The following is a 19894-nucleotide window of genomic DNA, read 5'->3' as shown; positions in this document are numbered from 1 at the left end:
TAAACGGTTGAAGATGCGCTAGGCAATCGCCTTGCGCATTTCGATTGATGTCGTGCGATCGAAACCGGCATGGCGATTTTCGGCCGTCTTCCGAAAGCCCCAGGCGGCGAAGGTGGCGTGATTGTCGGTGAGCTCGATCCGCGTTTCCAGCCGCAAGGTTTTTAGACCGAGCTCGCGCGCCTTAGTCTCGGCCAGGGCAAGCAGGCGTCTGCCGATGCCCTTGCCCTGCGCTGTCGGCAGCACGGCGAGCTTGCCGACATACAGGCTCTCTGCCTCCGGCCGGCAGAAAATGCAGCCGACTAAATGCTCATCATCAAGCGCGGCATAAGCGATCTCGCTGATGGCCTTCGTTTTCAGTGTTTCCGGTGTCAGCGCAAGGGCGGAGGAGGGCGGATCGATGCGGCCGTTCATGTAAGCGAAGGATGCCAAGATAAGATCCAGCAACGCATCCCAGCGGTCGAAGCCGTCATCGAGGCGACGAAACCCGATTTCGCTCATTCCGCCGCGGCCCGAGCGCGTTTGCGGCGATAGCGTACGGTTTCGAAGCGCGAGGAAAGCCCGTCATAGAGCAGCAGGCGGCCGATCAGCGGCTCGCCGATGCCTGCGATAAGCTTGATCGCCTCCATTGCCATCAGCGTGCCGATGACGCCTGTCAGGGCTCCGATGATGCCCGCTTCCGCGCAGCTGGGAATCAGGCCTTCCGGTGGCGGTGCCGGAAAGAGATCGCGATAGCGCGGATTAGGATTGCCGTCCGCATCGTTTTCGTAAGGCTTCAGTGTCGTCACGGACCCGTCGAATCTTCCGACAGCGCCGGTCACCAGCGGCAAACGCGTCGCTTCGGTCGCATCGGCCGCGGCATAGCGTGTGTCGAAATTGTCGGAGCCGTCTATGACGAGATCGAAACCGGCAAGGTGCCGCGCGGCGGTATCGAGGCTGAACCGCTCCTCGAAGCGGATAGTGCGCACATGCGGGTTCAGCCGCGCGATGGCATCTGCCGCGCTCTGCGTCTTCATTTCGCCGATCGTGCCTGTATCGTGAATCACCTGGCGTTGCAGGTTGGACAGCGAAACGCGATCGTCATCGGCAATGCCGAGCGTACCGACGCCAGCGGCGGCGAGATATTGCAGCACCGGGGCACCGAGGCCGCCTGCGCCGATGACAAGCACGCGGGCCGCCTTCAATTTTTGCTGGCCGGCGCCGCCGACCTCCGGCAGGAGAATATGGCGGTGATAGCGGGCGATTTCGTCTGAGGTCAAAGGATCCATGTGCTGGAGTTTAGCACAATCGCGGTGAAGGAGGCGCTAGGATTTCGTAATACCGCCATGCGCCACGGTAAAGAATTGCGCACGCTCGCCAAGGGCCGAGAACATCGACCTATCGGTGCCGGTCATGAAGGCTTGGCCGCCGAGGCCGTCGATGAGATCGAAGAGCGCTGCACGCCGTCCTTCGTCAAGATGCGCGGCAATCTCGTCGAGTAGCAGGATCGGAGCATAGCCCGTCAGGTTGCCGACCAGGCGTGCATGCGCAAGGATGAGGCCGACAAGAAGGGCTTTTTGCTCGCCTGTCGAGCAGCGCTCCGCTTCCATGTCCTTTTCGCGGTGGCGTACGAGAAGATCGACCCTATGCGGCCCGTCCAGCGTGCGGCCGGCAGCGGCGTCGCGGTAGCGCCCTTCGCGCAGCATATCGGCATACGCATCTTCGAGATCGACGGCGGGCCGGTCGAATTGTCCGTCGAGAAAGCCGGAAAGCGCGAGCGCCGCTGAAGGAAACGGCGTCGTCTCGCGCGTTTCGGCGATCAGCCGCGAGAGAAGGCCGAGCATTTCCTGCCGCGCGATCGCCATGGCAATGCCGAGGCTCGCCATCTGCTCCTCGATGCCGCCGAGCCAGGAGGGATCGAACCGGTTTTCGGATAGCAGCTTGTTGCGGCTGCGCATGGCGCGCTCGAAATCGCTGGCGCGGCGGCCATGGGCGGGATCGAGCGACAGCACCAACCGATCAAGGAAGCGGCGCCGCTCCGAGGAGCCGCCGGTAAACAGGCCGTCCATGGCCGGTGTCAGCCAGAGAATGCGCAGGTGATCGGTCAGCTCGTCGACAGTCTTGGCCGGCGTGCCGTTGATTCGCAGCCTGCGGGCGGCTGATTCGTCGGTCGTATCAATGCCGGTGCCGATCTCGACGGCACCCTCTATGCCTTCGAGCTCGGCGAAGATCGAAAATCCGCCTGCCGCATTGACCCGGGTGACATCGGCATAGGCCGCGCGGCGCAGGCCACGGCCAGGCGAAAGAAGCGAGACCGCCTCCATGAGATTGGTCTTGCCCGCGCCATTGTCGCCGGTCAGCACCACATGCCGCTCATCAAGCGTCAGCGCCGCCGCCGCATAATTGCGGAAGTCGGTCAGCTTCAGGCGCGAGATGGAAACCTTGTTCGGCATCTGTCTTTCGGATTCTGGGTCGATGGGCGAGGGGTATGCCGAACCCCGGCCAAGTGCAAGGTTTTTGCCGTCGGCAATGGGTGCAAGAGAGATCGAGGACGATTCCAGAGACCACCGCCGTCCTTCGACGTGTTCAGGATGAGGATGGAGTGGCTTCTGCGCCAAGTTCAGCAGAGCAATCCTTGTAATAGCGGACGTTCCATGGTGAAGACGCCCGCAGGGCCGTCTCGAACCACGAGGCCGGCTGATTCGCGTACCCCAACAAAAATCCGGCCGAATCATCGGCCGGATTCATGTGAAACAGCTTTGCTTGGCGAATCAGTCGCTGAACGTATCGAAGAAATCCTTCATGCGGGCGAAGAAGCCCGTCGATTCGGGATTGTTGTCCTTCGAGGAGATCTGTTCGAATTCCTGCAGCAGTTCGCGCTGGCGCTTGGTGAGCTTCTGCGGCGTTTCGATCTGGATCTGGATGTAGAGATCGCCGACCTGGCTGGAGCGCAGCACCGGCATGCCCTTGCCCTTCAGGCGGAACTGCTTGCCGACTTGGGTTCCCTCGGGAACGCTGACGCGCGATTTCGTGCCATCGAGCGTCGCTACATCGAAGGTGCCGCCAAGCGCCGCCGTCGTCATCGAGATCGGCACGGCACAATAGAGATCGGCGCCGTCCCGCTGGAAGAATTCATGCGGCTTGACGGAGAGGAAGATGTAGAGGTCCCCGGAAGGACCACCGCGAAGACCCGCTTCGCCTTCGCCCTGCAGGCGGATGCGCGTGCCGTCCTCAATGCCCGAGGGAATGTTGACGGAGAGCGAACGCTCCTCGGTCACGCGGCCCTGGCCATGACACTTGGTGCAGGGGTCGGGAATGATCTGGCCGCGACCGTGACAGGTCGGGCAGGTGCGCTCGACGGAGAAGAAGCCCTGTGCTGCGCGCACGCGGCCGGAGCCCTGGCAGGTGCCGCAGGTCTTCGGCTGCGTGCCCGGCTTGGCGCCCGAGCCGGAACAGACGTCGCAGGTGATCGAGGTCGGAACGCGGATCTGCGCCGTCTTGCCGCTGAAGGCTTCCTCGAGCGAGATTTCCATATTGTAGCGAAGATCGGCGCCGCGCTCGCGTCCGCCGGACGAGCGACCGCGAGCGCGTCCGCCACCCATCATCTCGCCGAAAATATCCTCGAAAATATCGGAGAAACCGCCGCCGCCGAAACCGGCTCCGAAGCCGCCGCCACCGCCCATGCCGCCATGCTCGAAGGCTGCATGGCCGTAGCGGTCATAGGCTGCGCGCTTTTGCGGGTCCTTGAGCGTTTCGTAGGCTTCGTTGATTTCCTTGAACTTCCGCTCGGCATTGCTGTCGTCCGGGTTCTTGTCCGGATGAAATTGCATCGCCAGCTTGCGAAAGGCGCTCTTCAGCTCTTTCTCGTCCGCTGTTTTTGAGACGCCCAATGTCTCGTAAAAATCCGCTTTTGCCATTAAGGACTAGACCCCGGAAATGGATTTCCGGCTGCCCCGAAGGCAGCCGGATTTAAGTCTCCTAGAACCTTTCGGTTCGCGCTTATGCAGACCGCTTGTGGTCGCCTTCGTCCTTGATTTCCTCGTAGTCGGCATCAACGACATCGTCCTTGCCGCCTGCTGCCGAGGCATCGCCGGAACCGGCTTCCGCCTGCTGCGACTCATAGATCGCCTGGCCGAGCTTCATGGAAACTTCCATAAGCGTCTGGGTCTTGGCCTTGATGTCTTCGGCATCCGGCTCGGAAGCTTCGGTTGCCGCCTTCAGCGCTGCAATCGCGTCGGAAATCGCGGTGCGATCGGCTTCGGTGACCTTGTCGCCGTAATCCTTCAGCGACTTCTCGCTGGAGTGGATCAGGCTTTCGGCCTGGTTCTTGGCTTCGACACCTTCGCGGCGTTTCTTATCTTCGGCAGCATGGGCTTCGGCATCCTTGACCATCTTCTCGATGTCGGCATCGGAAAGACCGCCGGAAGCCTGGATGCGGATCTGCTGTTCCTTGCCGGTACCCTTGTCCTTGGCCGAAACCTGGACGATGCCGTTGGCGTCGATATCGAAGGTGACTTCGATCTGCGGAACGCCACGCGGTGCCGGCGGCAGGCCGACGAGGTCGAACTGGCCGAGCAGCTTGTTGTCTGCAGCCATTTCGCGCTCGCCCTGCGAGACGCGGATGGTTACGGCCGACTGGTTGTCGTCGGCGGTCGAGAAGGTCTGCGACTTCTTCGTCGGGATCGTCGTGTTGCGTTCGATCAGACGGGTGAAGACGCCGCCCAGCGTTTCGATGCCGAGAGACAGCGGGGTCACGTCGAGGAGCAGAACGTCCTTGACGTCGCCCTGCAGAACGCCGGCCTGGATAGCGGCGCCGAGCGCGACGACTTCATCCGGGTTGACGCCCTTGTGCGGCTCCTTGCCGAACAGCTGCTTGACGACTTCCTGTACCTTCGGCATGCGGCTCATGCCGCCGACGAGAACGACTTCGTCGATTTCAGCCGCGGTAACGCCGGCATCCTTGAGGGCTGCCTTGCACGGAGCGATGGTGCGCTGAACGAGATCGTCGACCAGGCTTTCCAGCTTGGCGCGGGTTAGCTTCAGCGTCAGGTGCTTCGGGCCGGTGGCGTCTGCCGTGATGAAGGGCAGGTTGATTTCGGTCTGCTGTGCGGACGACAGTTCGATCTTGGCCTTCTCGGCAGCTTCCTTCAGGCGCTGCAGGGCAAGCTTGTCGCCCTTGAGATCGATGCCGTTGTCCTTCTTGAACTCGGCAACGAGATATTCGACGAGACGCATGTCGAAGTCTTCACCGCCGAGGAAGGTATCGCCGTTGGTCGACTTCACTTCGAAGACGCCGTCGCCGATTTCCAGGATGGAAATATCGAAGGTGCCGCCGCCAAGGTCGTAAACGGCGATGGTCTTGCCGTCCTTCTTGTCGAGGCCGTAAGCAAGGGCTGCAGCCGTCGGCTCATTGATGATGCGCAGAACTTCGAGACCGGCGATCTTGCCGGCATCCTTGGTTGCCTGGCGCTGAGCGTCGTTGAAGTATGCGGGAACGGTGATAACAGCCTTGTCGACCTTTTCGCCGAGATAGGATTCGGCGGTTTCCTTCATTTTCTGAAGGATCATTGCGGAAATCTGGGCGGGCGAATAGCCCTTGCCGTTGGCTTCTACCCAGGCGTCGCCATTGTCGCCCCGAACGATGTTGAAGGGAACAAGGTGCTTGTCCTTCTCAACGGTCGGATCTTCGTAGCGGCGGCCGATGAGGCGCTTGACAGCGAAGAGGGTGTTTGTGGGGTTGGTGACAGCCTGGCGCTTGGCCGGCTGACCGACGAGACGTTCACCATCGTCGGTGAAGGCAACCATGGAGGGGGTCGTCCGGGCGCCTTCGGCATTTTCGATCACTTTTGCGTCCTTACCGTCCATGACGGCGACGCAGGAATTTGTCGTTCCAAGGTCGATACCAATTACTTTTGCCATGTCATTCTCTCCTTGAAGCAAGCTATCGGAACCCCTGTCAGGCATTCCATTGACAGCCCCTTACGGGATGGTCTTGAGGATTGCGCAGCCATGACTGCGGTGATGCCGCGTATATAAGTAGCGGTTTTACTGACTGCAAGGCAGGAAATGGCCCGAAATCCAGCAAAACAAATGGTTTGTCGCTCAAATTCCACATGCCCCATATGCGCCGGGGACCTCAGGATTTGACGCGACCGCGTATGAGAGCAGCCTTGCTGCGGCCATGCAAGCGTCTACTGCATGATTCTCTAAATCGGGATCGATTTAAGAATAAAATTCTGCAGCAGGTCCAAAGTGCCGCAGTGACCTTACGCGCCTATATGACGCGCCGTGCTGTGAGGGCGAAATTGCGATTTTATCGGCCCAGGATGACATCGAGCAGTGACGAGCGGTGCGGCCGCGCCGTGGCGACCGGAGCGCCGCCATCGCCGACATCGGCGGGCGGTATATCGCTGTCATATCGATTGGAGCTGTAGGGGTTGGTGTCGTCGGCCAGATTTGCCGGCGGCAGGTCCTGCGGGTCGTCGTTCGCGGAGGCCTGGTTGACAACCTGCGGCTGGATCGGCTGTTGCGACGGCCTTTGCTGCAAGGTCGGTTGCTGCATAGGCTGTCCGCCATTGGCGACGCCGGAGATGATGTTGCCGATGGTGGTCGGCTGGTCGCCGTTCGGTCCTGCCTGCGCCATCGGCAGGCCGTTGTCGATGATCTGGCCGCCGCCGAAGATCGGCGTCGGCGCGATGCCCTTGTGGGCGGCGACCATAAATTCCTTCCACGCCTTTGCCGGCAGACCGCCGCCCGTCACCTTGCGCATCGACTTGCCGTCGTCATTGCCGAACCAGACGCCTGTGGTCAGGTGGCTGGTGAAGCCGACGAACAGCGCGTCGCGGAAAGATTGCGTCGTGCCCGACTTGCCGGCCGCCTGCCAGCCTGGAATGCGTGCTGTCTTGCCGGTGCCGTTAGTGATGACACCGGCCATCATGGCGTTCATGTTCGCAACGATATCCGGGTTGAGCACGCGCTCCGGATTGTCCGTATTGGCCTGGTACAGCACCTTGCCGGAGGCGGTCGTTACCTTGGTGACGACATGCGGGGCTACTTTGAAACCGCCGTTCATGAAGGTGGCATAGGCGGAGGTCAGCTCCAGCAACGACACTTCGGACGTGCCAAGCGCGATCGAGGCATTGGCCTGCAAATCCGATTCGATGCCGAGCCTGCGGGCGACCTTGATGACCTGATCCGGCCCGACTTCGGCGACGAGCTGCGCGGCAACGGTGTTCAGCGAATGCGCGATCGCGGTGGCAAGCGTGACGGGGCCGCTATAGCGCTGTTCATAATTTTCAGGCGCCCAGTTGCCGATCTTGACCGGCATGTCGTTGCGGATGGAATTGGGTGTCAGGCCCATCTCAAGCGCTGCGGTATAGACGAACGGCTTGAAAGCGGAGCCCGGCTGGCGCTTGGCAGTGACCGCGCGATTGAACTGGCTCTGTGCATAGTCGCGGCCGCCGACGAGAGCACGGATGGCGCCTGTCGCGTCGACGGAAACCAGTGAGGCCTGCGATGCGTTCAGCTTCTTGCCTTCCTTTTCGAGCACATCGCTGAGTGCCTTCTCTGCCTTCTCCTCCAGCGACATGTCGAGCGTGGTGTCCACGATCAGGTCTTCCTTGACATCGCCGCCGATCAGCTTCGGTAGCTGGTCCATGACCATGTCAGCGACGTAATTCTCGGCGCCGCTCCAGTAGCTCTTCGATCGTGTCGGCGGCTGGGACATCGCCGTCTTGGTATCGGCCTCGGTGATGAAGCCTTGATCCTGCATCGCCTGCAGCACGAGTTGTGCGCGCGCCTCGGCGGCGGCGGGATCGCGGGCGGGCGACAGCCGCGAGGGCGCCTTGACCAGGCCGGCAAGCATGGCGGCCTCGCCGAGATTGACGTCCTTGGCCGATTTGTTGAAGTAGCGCCGCGAGGCGGCCTCGACGCCATAGGCGTTGGAGCCGAAATAGACGCGGTTCAGGTACATCGTCAGGATCTGATCCTTGGTGTACTTGTGCTCCAGCCACAGCGCCAGCAGCACTTCCTGCACTTTGCGTTCCAGCGTGCGGTCCGGCGACAGGAAGAGGTTCTTGGCAAGCTGCTGCGTCAGCGTCGAGCCGCCCTGAACGGCATGTCCCGTCACGATATTCGTCACTACCGCGCGGCCAAGGCCGATCGGATCGAAGCCGAAATGCGAGTAGAAGCGCCGATCCTCGATCGCGACGATAGCCTCGGGAATATAGGGCGACATCTCGCTCAGCGATACGGCCTCGCCGCCCGTGGTGCCGCGATTGGCGATCAGGCTGCCGTCGAGACCATTGATCTTGACGTTCGGCGGCCGTTCAGGGATGGACCAGGTGCTGGCGCTCGGCATGCGCGAGCCGTAGTAGGCGACGAGGCCGGCAAGGCCGATACCGGCCCAGAGGCAGAGTACGAGACCCCAGTAGATCGTCGAACGGATGAAGCCGAAAAAGCCGCGCCGCGGCCGCGCACGGCGTGCCGGTTTGCGGCGGCTGCGGGCGCGAGTTCGGCGAGGCTTTTCGACCACGGGCTCATCCTCGTCGTCATCGTCGTCGGGTTCCGGTTCTTCGTAGTATGTTTTGGAAGAAGACGAATATTTCTTGGCCGAGTGCCCGTTGCCGATGATGCGCTCGCCGGCATTGAATCCGTCCTCGATGCGTTCCCGGCCGCTGGAAAAGGATGGTTCTATTCTCTGGCTTGATTTTTTCTTATCTGCCATTGCCGGCCGGTCGTACCTCGGTGCCCTTGTATTCCATGCCTTCTATCAGGCTGATCGCAGCGGCGGTAGCGATCTTTCAGCCAATGGGCGATCGAGGTAAAGCAACCCGCCTTGGTTCGCGCCTCTGCTGAAGACATCAAATCCCGCCTGAATTGTAAATGCGGCGATTTAAGGAGGGATTAAGAACATTCCGCCCCGCAATGGCGGCGATCTCGCCCTGCGACCGCGGGGGGCGCAAGGAACTTTTCGCCACCCTGAGCATTATCCTCTCATAAAAACAAAGAGGGCGAGCCCATGACTTCATTACTAAAGATAGAGCAAATTGAAGAGAGCAAGCTACGCGAGGTCTGGAGCGTCGAGGATTTCGTCCGACGCCATCGGATTTGCAAGGAGGAGGAAGCCCGGCTGAAGAAGCTGTTCGGCGACTTCGCAACGAAGCAGGAATTGCTCTCCAACGCGCAGCGGCCGCCCCAATTCCGTTGAAATGAAGTGGTTGGCCAGTGCGATGTTCATCGTGAGCCGCTGCGATCGAACGGATCGCAGCGGAGGAGGCTGAGCCAATGTGGAAACGTTTCGAACTGTGGCTGGTGGACCAGATCGACCGAATATTCGGCCTCGAGCGGCTTGCGCGCCGTGCCGGCTTCTCTCCGGATGAGGCGAGGCGGATCGCACGTGAAAAGTAGGCCGCCGGTGTTCCCCTGCAATTTGGGGATACTATCGCACTCGTATCGGATGAGACTGCGTCGATACTTCACGGACAACAAGCAATCTTCCATATTTTCGAATGCTCTGAACAAGGTTATAGTATTGTCATGGGCCGTCTTGATCGACGGTTCCAAGCAATTGGTAGCGCGTGAGGAGGAGTGTTCATGCGACACGTCAAATGGAGCAATCCGATCGAGGTCGGTTTTGCTCAGGATAGCTTCCAGGTCGTGACAGGCCCTTCCGAGGCCCTTAATTGCATGGCCAATCTATGGCCCGACCGCCGCGGTCCCCTCTATGTGGCGGCTCGAAGCCTTTGCCGGGCTGCCATTGACGGCCGCAAGTCTGCCGAAGAAGCGCGCGAGATGTTCATTTCGGCGACTCGGGAAGCGCGTCTAAAGATGCATTGACGCATGCCGCTACCATCGGATTAACTGTCCAAACCTTGCGAACCGGCGAAAGTACGGCAGAAGTCGAGAGTTGTGGGCGCGTGCTCTTCCGTGAAATCATCTTCTGAGTGAAGCTCCCGCATGGGAGCGCATTCTTCTGGGAGGCAATGCACTTCACCAAAAAGGCCGGCGACTTTCAAAGTCGCCGGCCTTTTAGCTTTTCAGGTGGTCGCAGGGCCCGCCGTCAGCGGTTCGAGCCTCTAACCGACATCCGGCAATTGGGCTCCGACGCGGGGCATGGATCTCTGTGGTTAGGGCTATAAGGTCCCGGGTCGCTTGCATTCGGCCGCGGATTGTTCTGTGGCTGCTGCGGCTGTGGTTGCGGTTGAGCCTGCTGCGGTTCCGGGCGCGGGCGGTTGTCCGGGCGATTATTGTCCGGACGGTTGTTGTCGCGCTGGCGGTCTGGCCGGTTACCCCAGTCCCGGTTGTCGTCCGGGCGCTGTCTGCCCCAGTCGCGATTGCCGTCGCGTTGTCTGTCCCAATCGCGGTTACGATCACGATCAGGCCGGCGATCCCAGTTGCGATCCTGTCCGTCATTCCAGTCACGATTGCGATCAGGGCGGCGGTCCCAGTTGCCATCCTGATCATCATTCCAGCCGGAGCCGCGGTCCCAGCCCGGAGAATTGCGGCGGTCCCAGCCGCTGTCGGGCCGCCGATCGCCCCAGCCAGGACCGCGGCGCCAGCGATCGCGATCGCGGTAGAAGTCGCGGCCGCGGTAATAGCGACCCCAATAGTCGTCGAAATTGAACACCACTGTCGGAATACCGAGCGGCCGGTAATATTGCCGGTCGACATAGATGCGGCGCGACTGATAGGTCGCCTGGATATAACGGCCTGCAACCCAGCCGCGGCCACCGTAGAAGGAGACATCGCACCACGGCGTATCATTGAGGCAGCCATTGATCTGAAGGGGCACACCGACCGGGATCATCGTGACAGCCGGATAGGCGGTGCTTGGGCCTGACCGCATGTTGACGTTTGCCGTGGCAAAGCCTTCCGCCGCTTCCGCAATGGCTGGCAGCGCCATGAGCGCTGTCAGTAGACTCGCCGCGAGAACCTTGAATTTCATAAATTACTCTCCCTTTTCGCGCACTTCGCCGCCCCGGCGCTTGTTCACAGTCACGCGCCTACCCCGGCGCTCTTTGGTAACACTAACCAACTTCGGCAAGATAAAGGCTTATGCATGCACGGGATCTGATAGGAATCCCAAGTGCCTCCTCAATCTGTGCATGTGTTGTAGAAGCATTTGCATGAATACAGCTTGAACGCGCCAGTTCGAAACCGAAAAGGCGTCAAGCTTTTCGATCAAGGCTGCCGGACGGCTTTAGAAGGTTTCTGGCAGAAACAACAAAGCGGCCTTGAAATTGCCACCTTGCCCTCTCATATACGCTTCAGTCATGCAGCCGATGGGCGCGGGCGCGCTGGAAAGCGAGCCGTTTCGTCCGTTAATATCATGAAAGCGGCGTTAACTCTTCGTTGACCTTTCATGATCAATCTGGCTGCAGTTCCGCCCTTGCCTTTGACCACGGATGTACTGGCACTGATGTGAAGGCGGATGGCGAAAGGCCGGGTCATTCCGGCCTTTTTGTTTTTGGCGATGGCGTGTTCTTGCGGAAGCGGAGCGCGCCATTTTCATTTTAGCCATCTCCGTGCGCCCAAAAGAAAAACCGCCACAGATCCCTGCGGCGGTTTTCAAGTTCAAGCGGTAAGGCCCTGCTAGAGCCCCGGGCTATAGGCTTACATCGCCTTCTTGGCCGCGACCTTGATGGCCTCGGCCTTGGCTCTGGTCGGTCCTGCGGCCGCGATCGCCTTATCGGCCGGCACATAACCTGCGCCGATCGCGACGTTCAGCGAGATGTAGTCGGTAGCGCTCTGCTGAACAGCCTGCGCCAGGCTCTGCTGGGCAGCGGTCACATTGCGCTGTGCGTCGAGAACGTCGAGCAGCGAAGATGCACCGTCCTTGTAGCTTGCTGTCGAGAGCTGCAGGGCTTCCTGATAGGACTTGACCTGAGCCTGCAACGCCGCGACCGTCTGAGCATCACGGGCAACTGCCGACAGAGCGTTTTCAACCTGTTCGACAGCCTCTCGCACCGTCTGCTGCCAGGCGAGATAGTTCTCGCGGCTTGTCGATTCGGCGCTCTTGACGCCGGCGCGCAGGGCACCGCCATCGAAGATAGGCAGGTTCAGCGATGGGCCGAAGGACCAGGTGGTCAGGCCGCCGCTCGCTGCCGATGTATGGATATAGGTCGGCGAAATCGAACCGCTGAGGGTGATCGACGGGAAGAGCTTGGCTTCCGCCACACCGATCTGGGCCGTCGAGGCAGCAAGCTGACGCTCTGCAACGCGAATATCAGGGCGGTTGCGGATGAGGTCGGCCGGAACACCGGTGCGGACGCTGCCGCGGAAGATCGGCTGCCTGCCGCCGCCCTGCATCTGCGCGATGATGGTCGATGAAGGAACGTTGAGCAGCGTGGCGATGTGGTGCACCTGCTGGCGATAGCTGATTTCATAACCAGGCACCAGCGCCAGCGTCTGGTTGACGAGGCCCTCGGCCTGAACCACGTCAAGGCGGGATGCTGCACCGGCTTCAAGCTGGAACTTGGTCAGAGAAAGCGTATCGCGCCGCGACTTCAGGTTTTCCTGCGCGATCGAGATGAGCCTCTGATAATAGCGGGCATTGACATAGCTGTTGGCGAGATCCTGCAGATATGTCAGGCGTGCAACGTCAACGCTGGAATAGGCGGCGTCGACCGAAGCATTGGCGCTTTCGGTTGCGCGGCGATACTGACCCCAGAGGTCGAGCAGCCAGGAAGCCGAAGCAGTGCCTTGCGTGGTGTTTCGTCTTCCGCCAGACGAAGAGACCCTAGAGCCACCCTTCTGGCCGCTTGTCGTATTGTCACCCAACACGGTGAGGCTTGGGAGACCGCCTGCACCTGCTGTGACGACGGCAGCTTCCGCCTGGTTGATGCGTTCCAGCGACTGCTGGATGGTCAAGTTCTGGGCAAGTCCCTGTGTGGCGAAGGCATTCAGCTTGGAGTCGCCGAAAGCGGTCCACCATTGCGAGCCGGCGATATCGCCGTTCGCCTTCGTACCGCCCTCCGAGAATTTGGCCGGGAGAGGCATTTCCGGTGGCTTATGGTCTGGGCCGCTGACGCAACCTGCCAAAACAAGCAGCAGGGCGGGGGCGGCAGTACGAATGGAAACCATCACTTTGTCCCACAATTCAATTTACTGATCAGTGTTTTTCGGGATCGGCTTGACCCCATATGCCGGCGCTCCAGTCTTACGCAACACAAACAACGACCCGAAGCGGTCGGCGTCAATCTAGCAACGAGTTTTGCAATAGCACAGTGGCTTTTACGAATTCTCGGCAGCGAACATATGTGGGATCGGGCGAAATATCAGCTTGTCGGTAAAAAAAATCTAAAGTGTTGCAAAAAACATACCCTCGCATCCACAATCAAGGGATGTGAATGGCGCAAAACTTCGCCGCTGCCGCAACTTCCGGGAAGCTTCGGCCTACTCATTCAGCGAAACGACCGTTCAGACGGTCTCCTAGGACGCGGACTCATTAGCTGAAGCGATCCATATCCTCGTTGCGGCGAGTTTGAGGCCGGCAAGGTAGTTGTCCGCACGTCTGTCGTATCGTGTTGCCAGACCACGCATCTGTTTGATGCGATTGAAGAAACGCTCCACCAGATTGCGCTGGCGATAGACCCAACGGCTGAAGCTGAAGGTCTGTTTACGGTTGGCCTTGGCGGGGATGTTTGCCCAGCACTTGCGTTGCTTGGCAAAGTTACGGATCGCGTCGGTGTCATAGGCCTTGTCTGCAAGGAGTGTCGATCCGGGCTGCATATCGCTCAGCAACTTTTCGGCCATGGGAGCATCGGCGGCTTGACCCGCGCTCAGTTCCAGCCGAACAGGCAAGCCATCAGCATCGACGAGCGCGTGGATCTTTGTTGTCAGGCCGCCACGCGAACGTCCCATGCAAGGATCGGCAGATCCCCCTTTTTTGCATTGGCACCATGTTGGTGAACGCGGACGCAGGAGGAATCGATCATCACTATGTCGCCGGCATAACGTTTTGAAACAGCAGCCAGAAGGCGATCCCAGACGCCCGCTTTACGCCAGCGCGAGAACCGATTGTAAAGCGTTGTGCGTGGACCATAGCGCTCCGGCACATCACGCCAGGATGAGCCAGTCCGGAAGCGCCATAGGATACCATTGATCACCCGGCGGTCATCTGCGCGCTCAATTCCACGGCTGTTGGTCGGCAGCAACGGCGCGATAACCGCCCATTCCTCGTCGGTCAATTCATGACGGCGCATGGCAATCTCCTTTTCTGGAGATTGAATCACACACCAGCACCAACATGAACCCCGTTATGGGGACACGGCCTAAGGGAAATAGCGGGCGAGGCTTGCGCGAACCCGGTCAAGTGGCGTTGCGTCGCGATCATCGGGCACGAAAGTCATGCCTGTGATCGCTTCATAGGCGCGTATATAGACCTTGGACGTCTCCTCGACCAACTCGCGTGGAATTTCCGGGATCTCGTCCTTATAGGGATCGCAGCGCTCCGTGACCCAGGCCCGCACGAAATCCTTGTCGAAGCTTTCGGGGCGCACACCGTTTTTGAAGCGGTCCTCGTAACTGTCGGCGAGCCAATAGCGGCTGCTGTCGGGCGTGTGGATTTCGTCGGCAAGGATGATGGTGCCGTTTTCATCGGTCCCAAACTCATATTTGGTATCGACGAGGATCAGCCCCCGCTTGCGGGCGATTTCCTGTCCGCGCGCGAACAGGGCAAAAGCATAATTCGTCAGCGTCTGCCACTGCTGCTGTGTCAGAAGCCCGCCCTCGACGATCTGCTTCGGCGTCAGAGGCTCGTCATGACCGCCGTCGAATTCCTTGCTCGTCGGGGTAATGATCGGCTGCGGCAGGATCTGGTTGTCGCGCATGCCATCCGGCAGGGTGATGCCGTACATCTCGCGCTGACCCTTTTTATAGAGCGTCAGGATCGAGGTCCCGGTGGTGCCGGCGAGATAGCCGCGAACGACGACCTCGACAGGCAGGATATTCAACCGCTTGCCGACCACCACGTTCGGGTCGGGATAGTCGATCACGTGGTTGGGGCAGATATCGCGTGTTTGCTCGAACCAGTAGCGGGCGGTCTGCGTCAGCACCTGGCCCTTATAGGGAATGCAGGTGAGGATGCGGTCGAACGCGCTCAACCGGTCGGTGCTGATGATGATGCGGCTGCCGTCGGGCAGATCGTAATTTTCGCGCACCTTGCCGCGATAGTAGTTGGGCAATTCCGGAAAATAGGCTTCGGAGAGAGTTCGCAACGCGTCCACCAACAGGCTCGTGCATCCGCCCGACGGATGCTTCTTGAGCGGACCCTTAGCGTATTGCGGCCGGAAGCGGAACGGTTTTCACATATATAATATGCAATTTGCCTTCCATCGCATGGCCGCAACAGCAAAATGCGGTCAGCTCGGCCGGCGCCAGCCGCTTCCGCTCCACTCGAGGATCGGCGTCGACAACACGCCGATGATTTTCTCGCTCCAACCCTTGCCGCCTAGATCGACACGATCCCGCCAGCGTTCGGATTGCAGCATCGCCGCGCCGATCACTACGGGATCGATACCGCAAGACGTTAAAAGAGAAAGACCTGCAACGATCGAGGCGCCGCTGGAGATCACATCGTCGATCAGCGCGACGCGCTTTCCTTCCAGCAGTGGTAGCATGCGCGGGTCTATATAAAGACGCTTCTCCTGGTTTGGCGTGGTGATGGAGGAGAGCGGGACCGAAAGCTCCTCGCGGTACCAGAATTTACGCGATGTTCCGAGCGGCGCGTAGCGCGTATGGCCGAGTGCGCGGGCCACTGCCGCCGCCAGCGTCAGTCCGAGCGTCGGCAATCCGGCGACGACATCGATATCATATGCTGCCATTCGCTTCGCAAGCGTCTCCGCAAGAGCGTCCAAAACGGTGAAGCTTGCCTGATTGACGATCAGCGACGCCAGCGCATGTTCGCCGTCGGCGAGCACGCGGATCGGCAGCCGCAATTGCCGCCCGTCCGGCAGCTCGGCTACGTAGAAATCCGCACGCTCCGCCATTGGATCGAAGGTGCCCGGCGCATCCAGCTCCTGCCAGAAGTCATGAGGTTGCATCGCGCTCAGCCTTCTACCGATTGACTTTCATTCCGGCGCGCCGGTGCAAGCTCAGGATTTCGGCCTCGGTCAAGGCCCGCACGCCGCCCTTCGGCAGATCACCAAGGGCGATATCGCCAAAGGCAACGCGCACCAGCCGCAGGCATTCGATGCCAAGCGCTTCCAGCATGCGACGGATCTGGCGATTACGCCCTTCCTTCAGCTCCACCTCGATCCAGCTGTTGCGGTCGCCGCTGCGCAGCAGCCGGGCCGAGCTCGCGGTCAGGAGCTCACCATCGTCGACGATGCCACGCTCCATGCGTGCCAGCTGCTCCAGGTCCATAATGCGGTCGACCTGCACATGATAGGCCTTGCCGACATGGCTGACGGGGTCGAGCAGGGCCTGCGCCAATACCGTGTCGTTGGTGAAGAGCAGCAATCCCTCGCTCGCCTTGTCAAGGCGGCCGACGGGCGCGAGATGGCGGGCATCGATCTCCCTCAGGCAGTCATAAACGGTCGGCCGTCCTTCGGGATCGTCGCGCGTCGTCACCAGCCCGCGCGGTTTGTTCAGCATGAAATAGAGCTTCTTTTCGGCTGATATCTCCATGCCGTCAACCGCGAACTTCGAATGCTCCAGATCGACCCAGATGGCAGGATCGGAGATCAGGCGGCCGTCCACGGTCACGCGGCCGGCGACGATCAACGCTTCCGCCTGCGTGCGCGAGCAATAGCCAAGCTTCGAAAGCGCTCGTGGCAAGGTCACGCGCTTGCCCTCCGGCTCTGGGGTGCGCCTTGTCGCTTTGCCGGATCTCTGCGGTGATTGCCTTTGGCTCAACCGTCCTGCCTCATGAGCATGTTTCCCTGGCCCGACATTGCTGTCGGTGAAGGTCAATCCTTTCGCACGGCGGCGCGCAGGACGCAAACCCGCATTGTCGAAAAGGATCGGCGGTTTGGAAAAGCAGACAGGGCTCGCGTTTCGTGGATGCGAGCCCTGTCGCGGGCCGGAGCGGGCGATGGGGTCGGGTAGGCGGCAACGAAGCTGCCGACATTCGCTCCGGAGGGATCCGGCTGCGGAGAAACTGCATCGCTTCTTTTGCTGGGATTTTTCAAAAGAAGGGAAATTTGTTACAGTTTGTAACGTCGGTCGTTTCCCTGTTGCCAAAACCGCCTCTCGCCCCGCATGGAAGAGCCATGGTTTCCGCATCGCTGCTTCTGGTCGAAGACGACCGCGAGATTAGGGCGCTCCTGGAGGAGTTCCTGAGCCGTGAAGGTTTTGCCGTGCAGGCCGCCGACAGCGCCGCAGCTATGGATCGTATTCTATCCAAGGGGTTCCCCGATCTGATCATCCTCGATCTGATGCTGCCGGGTGAAGATGGTCTCTCCGCATGCCGGCGCATCCGCACCCGCAGCAAGGTGCCTATCCTGATGCTGACGGCGAAGACTGAAGATATCGATCGCATTCTCGGCCTCGAGATGGGCGCCGACGACTATCTCGGCAAGCCTTTCAACCCGCGCGAGCTCCTGGCACGCATCCGCGCCATTCTCCGCCGCTCCGGCCCGGAGCGGCCGGAAGATGCCGGCATTCCATCACGGCGCAAAAGCTTCGCCGGATTGATCGTCGATCTCGACGGCCGGGTGATCGAGATGGATGGCGAGCGCGTCGTGCATCTGACGACCGCCGAGTTCGATCTGCTCGTCTGCTTCCTCGAAAGACCGCGCCGCGTGCTGTCGCGCGAGCAATTGCTCGACTGGACGCGCGGCCGTGGCGCCGATCCTTTCGACCGGACGATCGATGTTACGGTCTCCCGCCTGCGCACCAAGCTCGGCCATTGCCTGCCTGATGGCGCTCAGATCATCACCACGGTGCGCAATGCCGGCTATCTCCTTACAAGGGACGTGAAGGATGTCTGAACCATGCTGAAACTCGGTCTGGTCGCCCGTATCATCATGATTGTGGCCGTGGCACTGTTCATCATTCAGCTTGCGGCCTTTGCGGCCGCACAGCTGAAGCCGGATACGCCGTTCAATCCGGAGCGGTCGCCCGCCAAGCAAGTGAAGACTGCGATCCGTCTTCTCGATGCCATTCCGCCGGAGGCGCAACAGGCAGCCGTGCGGGCACTGAATGCCAATGGCCTGGCGATCCACCTGGCCGATCCGCCGGCTCCGGGTCGGGAGGAGGCCTCCAATCTGACGCTTACCGACAAGCTCGCCCGCGAATTTGCCGCGATCGCGCTCGGCAATCGCTATTTCAACATGCGCTCGCTTTCGGAAAAGCCGCAGGGCTGGTTCTCCGTCGGTGCGCCGGACAGGATCGTGGAGGTATCGATCGGCGTTGCCGGCGGCAAGATCGCCGTCTTCAACCTGCCCGAAACGCCGACGGTGCGATTGAACGGCATTCCCATCGGCCTCATCGCCGGCATCCTCGGCATGCTGGTCGCCGTCATCGCCATTGCCGCCGTAGCGCGGGAAACCCGGCCCCTGACGCGCCTGTCGCGAACCGTCAACTCGATCGGCAATGGTCTGCAGCCGGTTCATATTCCCGAAAGAGGCGCCTGTGAGCTGCGCCTGCTGATCAAGGCGATCAACGCCATGCAGTTGCGCATCGCCGCGCTCGTCAGCAACCGCACCCTTATTCTCGGAGCGATCTCGCACGATCTGAGGACCTACCTCACTCGCTTCCGTCTGCGCATGGAAATGATGCCGGAGACGCCGCATCGCGAGCGGGCGATCGCCGATGTCGAGGCCATGCAGCGGCTGGTGGAGGATGCGCTCGGCTTCGCCCGCAGCACCGTCATCTCGGACGGCAAGACCATTGTCGATCTCGACGCTGCCATCCAAGGTCACCTCGCCGAGCGGCAGGACGGCCAGGGCCTGGTGGGTTTCATGCCGATCGGGCAGCCGATTGCCGTCGCGATGACGGAGACTGCTCTCGTTCGAGTGCTTGATAATCTCATGGACAATGCGCTGCGCTATGGCGGCCGGGCCGATATTGTCGTCGGGCGCCGCGGTGATCAGGATGCCATCATCGTTGGCGATCGTGGACCGGGTATTCCCGCAGAGCGGCGCAAGGAGGTTCTCGAACCCTTCGTGCGGCTGGAGGAGTCGCGCAACCGTGACCTCGGAGGCAGCGGGCTTGGTTTGGCGATCGTCCGCCAGATCCTCGATGCGCATGGCGGCACGCTCTGTCTGGAAGACCGCGAAGGAGGCGGATTGAATGCCGTCGTCCTGTTGCCGCCGATGATGATGGAAAGAAAGGCAGCGTGAAATAGGCGCGCCCGTCAGCCGACGCACTGGCACGCGATCGTCTCCTTGCGCGGAGCGGCCTGCTCAATGACAGGTCAGGAATCTCTGCAGCTCTTGCCGGTTTAAGACGATACCGGCGGCTGCTTTCTGCGGATCGGGATGCGTATAGGTAAAGCTCGGCAGGTCGGGCAGATCCAATGCCTGGCGCATGCTCATAATACCGAGCGCGCGGCGGCCACTGGCGCTGTCGAAGCTGACTTCGATGATGCTTTCCGGTCTTGTTGTATGCATTGTTTCCTCCCTTCCCTTTTTATCTGCCTCAAACCATAGCAGAAACCTCATGGAAAATCTCGGCCTTTCTAAGGCTTGGAGCCAATAGGTTACACGGAAGCCCCGAGGCGCCGTCCGGTTGCTCGACGGGACGGGTTTTGCTGGACGGAGGATACCATATAGAGCGAAAGCGCGCGTATTTAGCCGCTCCGAGCAAAATTTGACCATCTGGACAAGATTTTTAAGGCTGCTGAGGAAAACTTTCCCCTCCCTTCCGTCCACTAAGATAAATCCACGTTTAAAATCAAGCTCTTACAAAAATGTCAGAATTTTTACAGTCTGAGTGTTGACTTGGTTCGGAGGTAGGGTCTATAAGCCCGATC

18 protein-coding genes are annotated in these 19894 nt (G+C 60.4%); 5 read left to right on the top strand and 13 right to left on the bottom strand.

Annotated features, from left to right (window positions below; all coding sequences use genetic code 11):
- Positions 1–18: 18 nt before the first annotated feature.
- The 6 genes from FHT73_RS25390 to FHT73_RS25365 form a co-directional block, all read right to left on the bottom strand.
- Positions 19–498 carry a GNAT family N-acetyltransferase gene (locus FHT73_RS25390; RefSeq protein ID WP_183715677.1) on the bottom strand — a complete coding sequence of 160 codons (480 nt, stop codon included), beginning with the start codon at positions 496–498 and terminating at the stop codon, positions 19–21.
- Positions 495–1265, bottom strand: coding sequence for a molybdopterin-synthase adenylyltransferase MoeB (locus FHT73_RS25385; protein WP_183715676.1), 771 nt, complete (start codon positions 1263–1265; stop codon positions 495–497). The genes FHT73_RS25390 and FHT73_RS25385 overlap by 4 nt, the downstream gene beginning before the upstream one ends.
- Before the next feature lie 36 nt (positions 1266–1301).
- Positions 1302–2429 carry a DNA replication/repair protein RecF gene (gene recF, locus FHT73_RS25380; RefSeq protein ID WP_112609843.1) on the bottom strand — a complete coding sequence of 376 codons (1128 nt, stop codon included), beginning with the start codon at positions 2427–2429 and terminating at the stop codon, positions 1302–1304.
- A 318-nt stretch (positions 2430–2747) separates the two neighbouring features.
- A complete protein-coding gene (gene dnaJ / locus FHT73_RS25375) occupies positions 2748–3893 on the bottom strand; it encodes a molecular chaperone DnaJ (protein ID WP_112338915.1) in 1146 nt (381 codons plus the stop codon).
- A gap of 82 nt (positions 3894–3975) precedes the next feature.
- Complete coding sequence (dnaK, locus tag FHT73_RS25370) at positions 3976–5895, bottom strand: molecular chaperone DnaK (RefSeq protein WP_112338916.1); 1920 nt, start codon at positions 5893–5895, stop codon at positions 3976–3978.
- 394 nt (positions 5896–6289) lie between these two features.
- Positions 6290–8701: a transglycosylase domain-containing protein gene (locus FHT73_RS25365; RefSeq protein WP_183715674.1), complete on the bottom strand. Its 2412-nt coding sequence runs from the start codon at positions 8699–8701 to the stop codon at positions 6290–6292.
- 294 nt (positions 8702–8995) lie between these two features.
- Here FHT73_RS25365 and FHT73_RS29590 point away from each other — a divergent pair, with 294 nt between their 5' ends.
- The 3 genes from FHT73_RS29590 to FHT73_RS25355 all read left to right on the top strand — a co-directional run bounded on the left by FHT73_RS29590 (position 8996) and on the right by FHT73_RS25355 (position 9813).
- Entirely contained in the window at positions 8996–9184 is a 189-nt protein-coding gene (locus tag FHT73_RS29590; protein WP_112338918.1) for a hypothetical protein, read from the top strand.
- A gap of 77 nt (positions 9185–9261) precedes the next feature.
- Positions 9262–9384 (top strand): hypothetical protein, encoded by a 123-nt coding sequence (locus FHT73_RS29760; RefSeq protein ID WP_257714005.1) that lies wholly within the window; start codon positions 9262–9264, stop codon positions 9382–9384.
- A 186-nt stretch (positions 9385–9570) separates the two neighbouring features.
- The gene (locus tag FHT73_RS25355; RefSeq protein WP_112609847.1) at positions 9571–9813 is read left to right on the top strand and encodes a DUF982 domain-containing protein; all 243 of its coding nucleotides are present in this window, start codon (positions 9571–9573) and stop codon (positions 9811–9813) included.
- 223 nt (positions 9814–10036) lie between these two features.
- Here the strand turns inward: FHT73_RS25355 and FHT73_RS25350 are convergent, their stop codons facing one another.
- The 6 genes from FHT73_RS25350 to FHT73_RS25325 form a co-directional block, all read right to left on the bottom strand.
- Positions 10037–10921, bottom strand: a complete 885-nt coding sequence (locus FHT73_RS25350) for an SH3 domain-containing protein (protein WP_183715670.1) — start codon at positions 10919–10921, stop codon at positions 10037–10039.
- Positions 10922–11589: 668 nt separating this feature from the next.
- Entirely contained in the window at positions 11590–13059 is a 1470-nt protein-coding gene (locus FHT73_RS25345; protein ID WP_183715668.1) for an efflux transporter outer membrane subunit, read from the bottom strand.
- A 348-nt stretch (positions 13060–13407) separates the two neighbouring features.
- Positions 13408–14186 (bottom strand): IS5 family transposase gene (locus tag FHT73_RS25340; RefSeq protein ID WP_348648161.1). Its coding sequence is split into 2 segments (ribosomal slippage): positions 13408–13844 and positions 13844–14186, totalling 780 coding nucleotides; the frame shifts between segments, so codons are not numbered across the junction.
- A gap of 63 nt (positions 14187–14249) precedes the next feature.
- Positions 14250–15194, bottom strand: a complete 945-nt coding sequence (locus FHT73_RS25335; RefSeq protein WP_183715787.1) for a phosphoribosylaminoimidazolesuccinocarboxamide synthase — start codon at positions 15192–15194, stop codon at positions 14250–14252.
- 144 nt (positions 15195–15338) lie between these two features.
- A complete protein-coding gene (locus FHT73_RS25330; protein WP_183715666.1) occupies positions 15339–16019 on the bottom strand; it encodes a phosphoribosyltransferase in 681 nt (226 codons plus the stop codon).
- A 13-nt stretch (positions 16020–16032) separates the two neighbouring features.
- The gene (locus FHT73_RS25325) at positions 16033–16833 is read right to left on the bottom strand and encodes a pseudouridine synthase (RefSeq protein ID WP_112400346.1); all 801 of its coding nucleotides are present in this window, start codon (positions 16831–16833) and stop codon (positions 16033–16035) included.
- 356 nt (positions 16834–17189) lie between these two features.
- Between FHT73_RS25325 and FHT73_RS25320 the strand changes: the two genes are divergently transcribed.
- A complete protein-coding gene (locus FHT73_RS25320; RefSeq protein WP_015338318.1) occupies positions 17190–17909 on the top strand; it encodes a response regulator in 720 nt (239 codons plus the stop codon).
- 3 nt (positions 17910–17912) lie between these two features.
- Positions 17913–19262, top strand: coding sequence for an ATP-binding protein (locus tag FHT73_RS25315; RefSeq protein WP_112338925.1), 1350 nt, complete (start codon positions 17913–17915; stop codon positions 19260–19262).
- Between the two features lie 63 nt (positions 19263–19325).
- Here the strand turns inward: FHT73_RS25315 and FHT73_RS25310 are convergent, their stop codons facing one another.
- Positions 19326–19532, bottom strand: coding sequence for a hypothetical protein (locus tag FHT73_RS25310; RefSeq protein ID WP_112338926.1), 207 nt, complete (start codon positions 19530–19532; stop codon positions 19326–19328).
- Positions 19533–19894 lie beyond the last annotated feature (362 nt).

This window comes from Rhizobium sp. BK098, assembly GCF_014193155.1.
Taxonomy (GTDB): Bacteria; Pseudomonadota; Alphaproteobacteria; order Rhizobiales; family Rhizobiaceae; genus Rhizobium.
Note: the sequence above shows the minus strand (reverse complement) of the source record. Positions and strands in the feature narration are given on the sequence as shown.

Bases quoted from the DNA above. Each gene is read 5' to 3' on its own strand.
- FHT73_RS25390 (WP_183715677.1), bottom strand. From the start codon at position 498: ATGAGCGAAATCGGGTTTCGTCGCCTCGATGACGGCTTCGACCGCTGG.
- FHT73_RS25385 (WP_183715676.1), bottom strand. From the start codon at position 1,265: ATGGATCCTTTGACCTCAGACGAAATCGCCCGCTATCACCGCCATATT.
- recF (WP_112609843.1), bottom strand. From the start codon at position 2,429: ATGCCGAACAAGGTTTCCATCTCGCGCCTGAAGCTGACCGACTTCCGC.
- dnaJ (WP_112338915.1), bottom strand. From the start codon at position 3,893: ATGGCAAAAGCGGATTTTTACGAGACATTGGGCGTCTCAAAAACAGCG.
- dnaK (WP_112338916.1), bottom strand. From the start codon at position 5,895: ATGGCAAAAGTAATTGGTATCGACCTTGGAACGACAAATTCCTGCGTC.
- FHT73_RS25365 (WP_183715674.1), bottom strand. From the start codon at position 8,701: ATGGCAGATAAGAAAAAATCAAGCCAGAGAATAGAACCATCCTTTTCC.
- FHT73_RS29590 (WP_112338918.1), top strand. From the start codon at position 8,996: ATGACTTCATTACTAAAGATAGAGCAAATTGAAGAGAGCAAGCTACGC.
- FHT73_RS29760 (WP_257714005.1), top strand. From the start codon at position 9,262: ATGTGGAAACGTTTCGAACTGTGGCTGGTGGACCAGATCGACCGAATA.
- FHT73_RS25355 (WP_112609847.1), top strand. From the start codon at position 9,571: ATGCGACACGTCAAATGGAGCAATCCGATCGAGGTCGGTTTTGCTCAG.
- FHT73_RS25350 (WP_183715670.1), bottom strand. From the start codon at position 10,921: ATGAAATTCAAGGTTCTCGCGGCGAGTCTACTGACAGCGCTCATGGCG.
- FHT73_RS25345 (WP_183715668.1), bottom strand. From the start codon at position 13,059: ATGGTTTCCATTCGTACTGCCGCCCCCGCCCTGCTGCTTGTTTTGGCA.
- FHT73_RS25330 (WP_183715666.1), bottom strand. From the start codon at position 16,019: ATGCAACCTCATGACTTCTGGCAGGAGCTGGATGCGCCGGGCACCTTC.
- FHT73_RS25320 (WP_015338318.1), top strand. From the start codon at position 17,190: ATGGTTTCCGCATCGCTGCTTCTGGTCGAAGACGACCGCGAGATTAGG.
- FHT73_RS25315 (WP_112338925.1), top strand. From the start codon at position 17,913: ATGCTGAAACTCGGTCTGGTCGCCCGTATCATCATGATTGTGGCCGTG.
- FHT73_RS25310 (WP_112338926.1), bottom strand. From the start codon at position 19,532: ATGCATACAACAAGACCGGAAAGCATCATCGAAGTCAGCTTCGACAGC.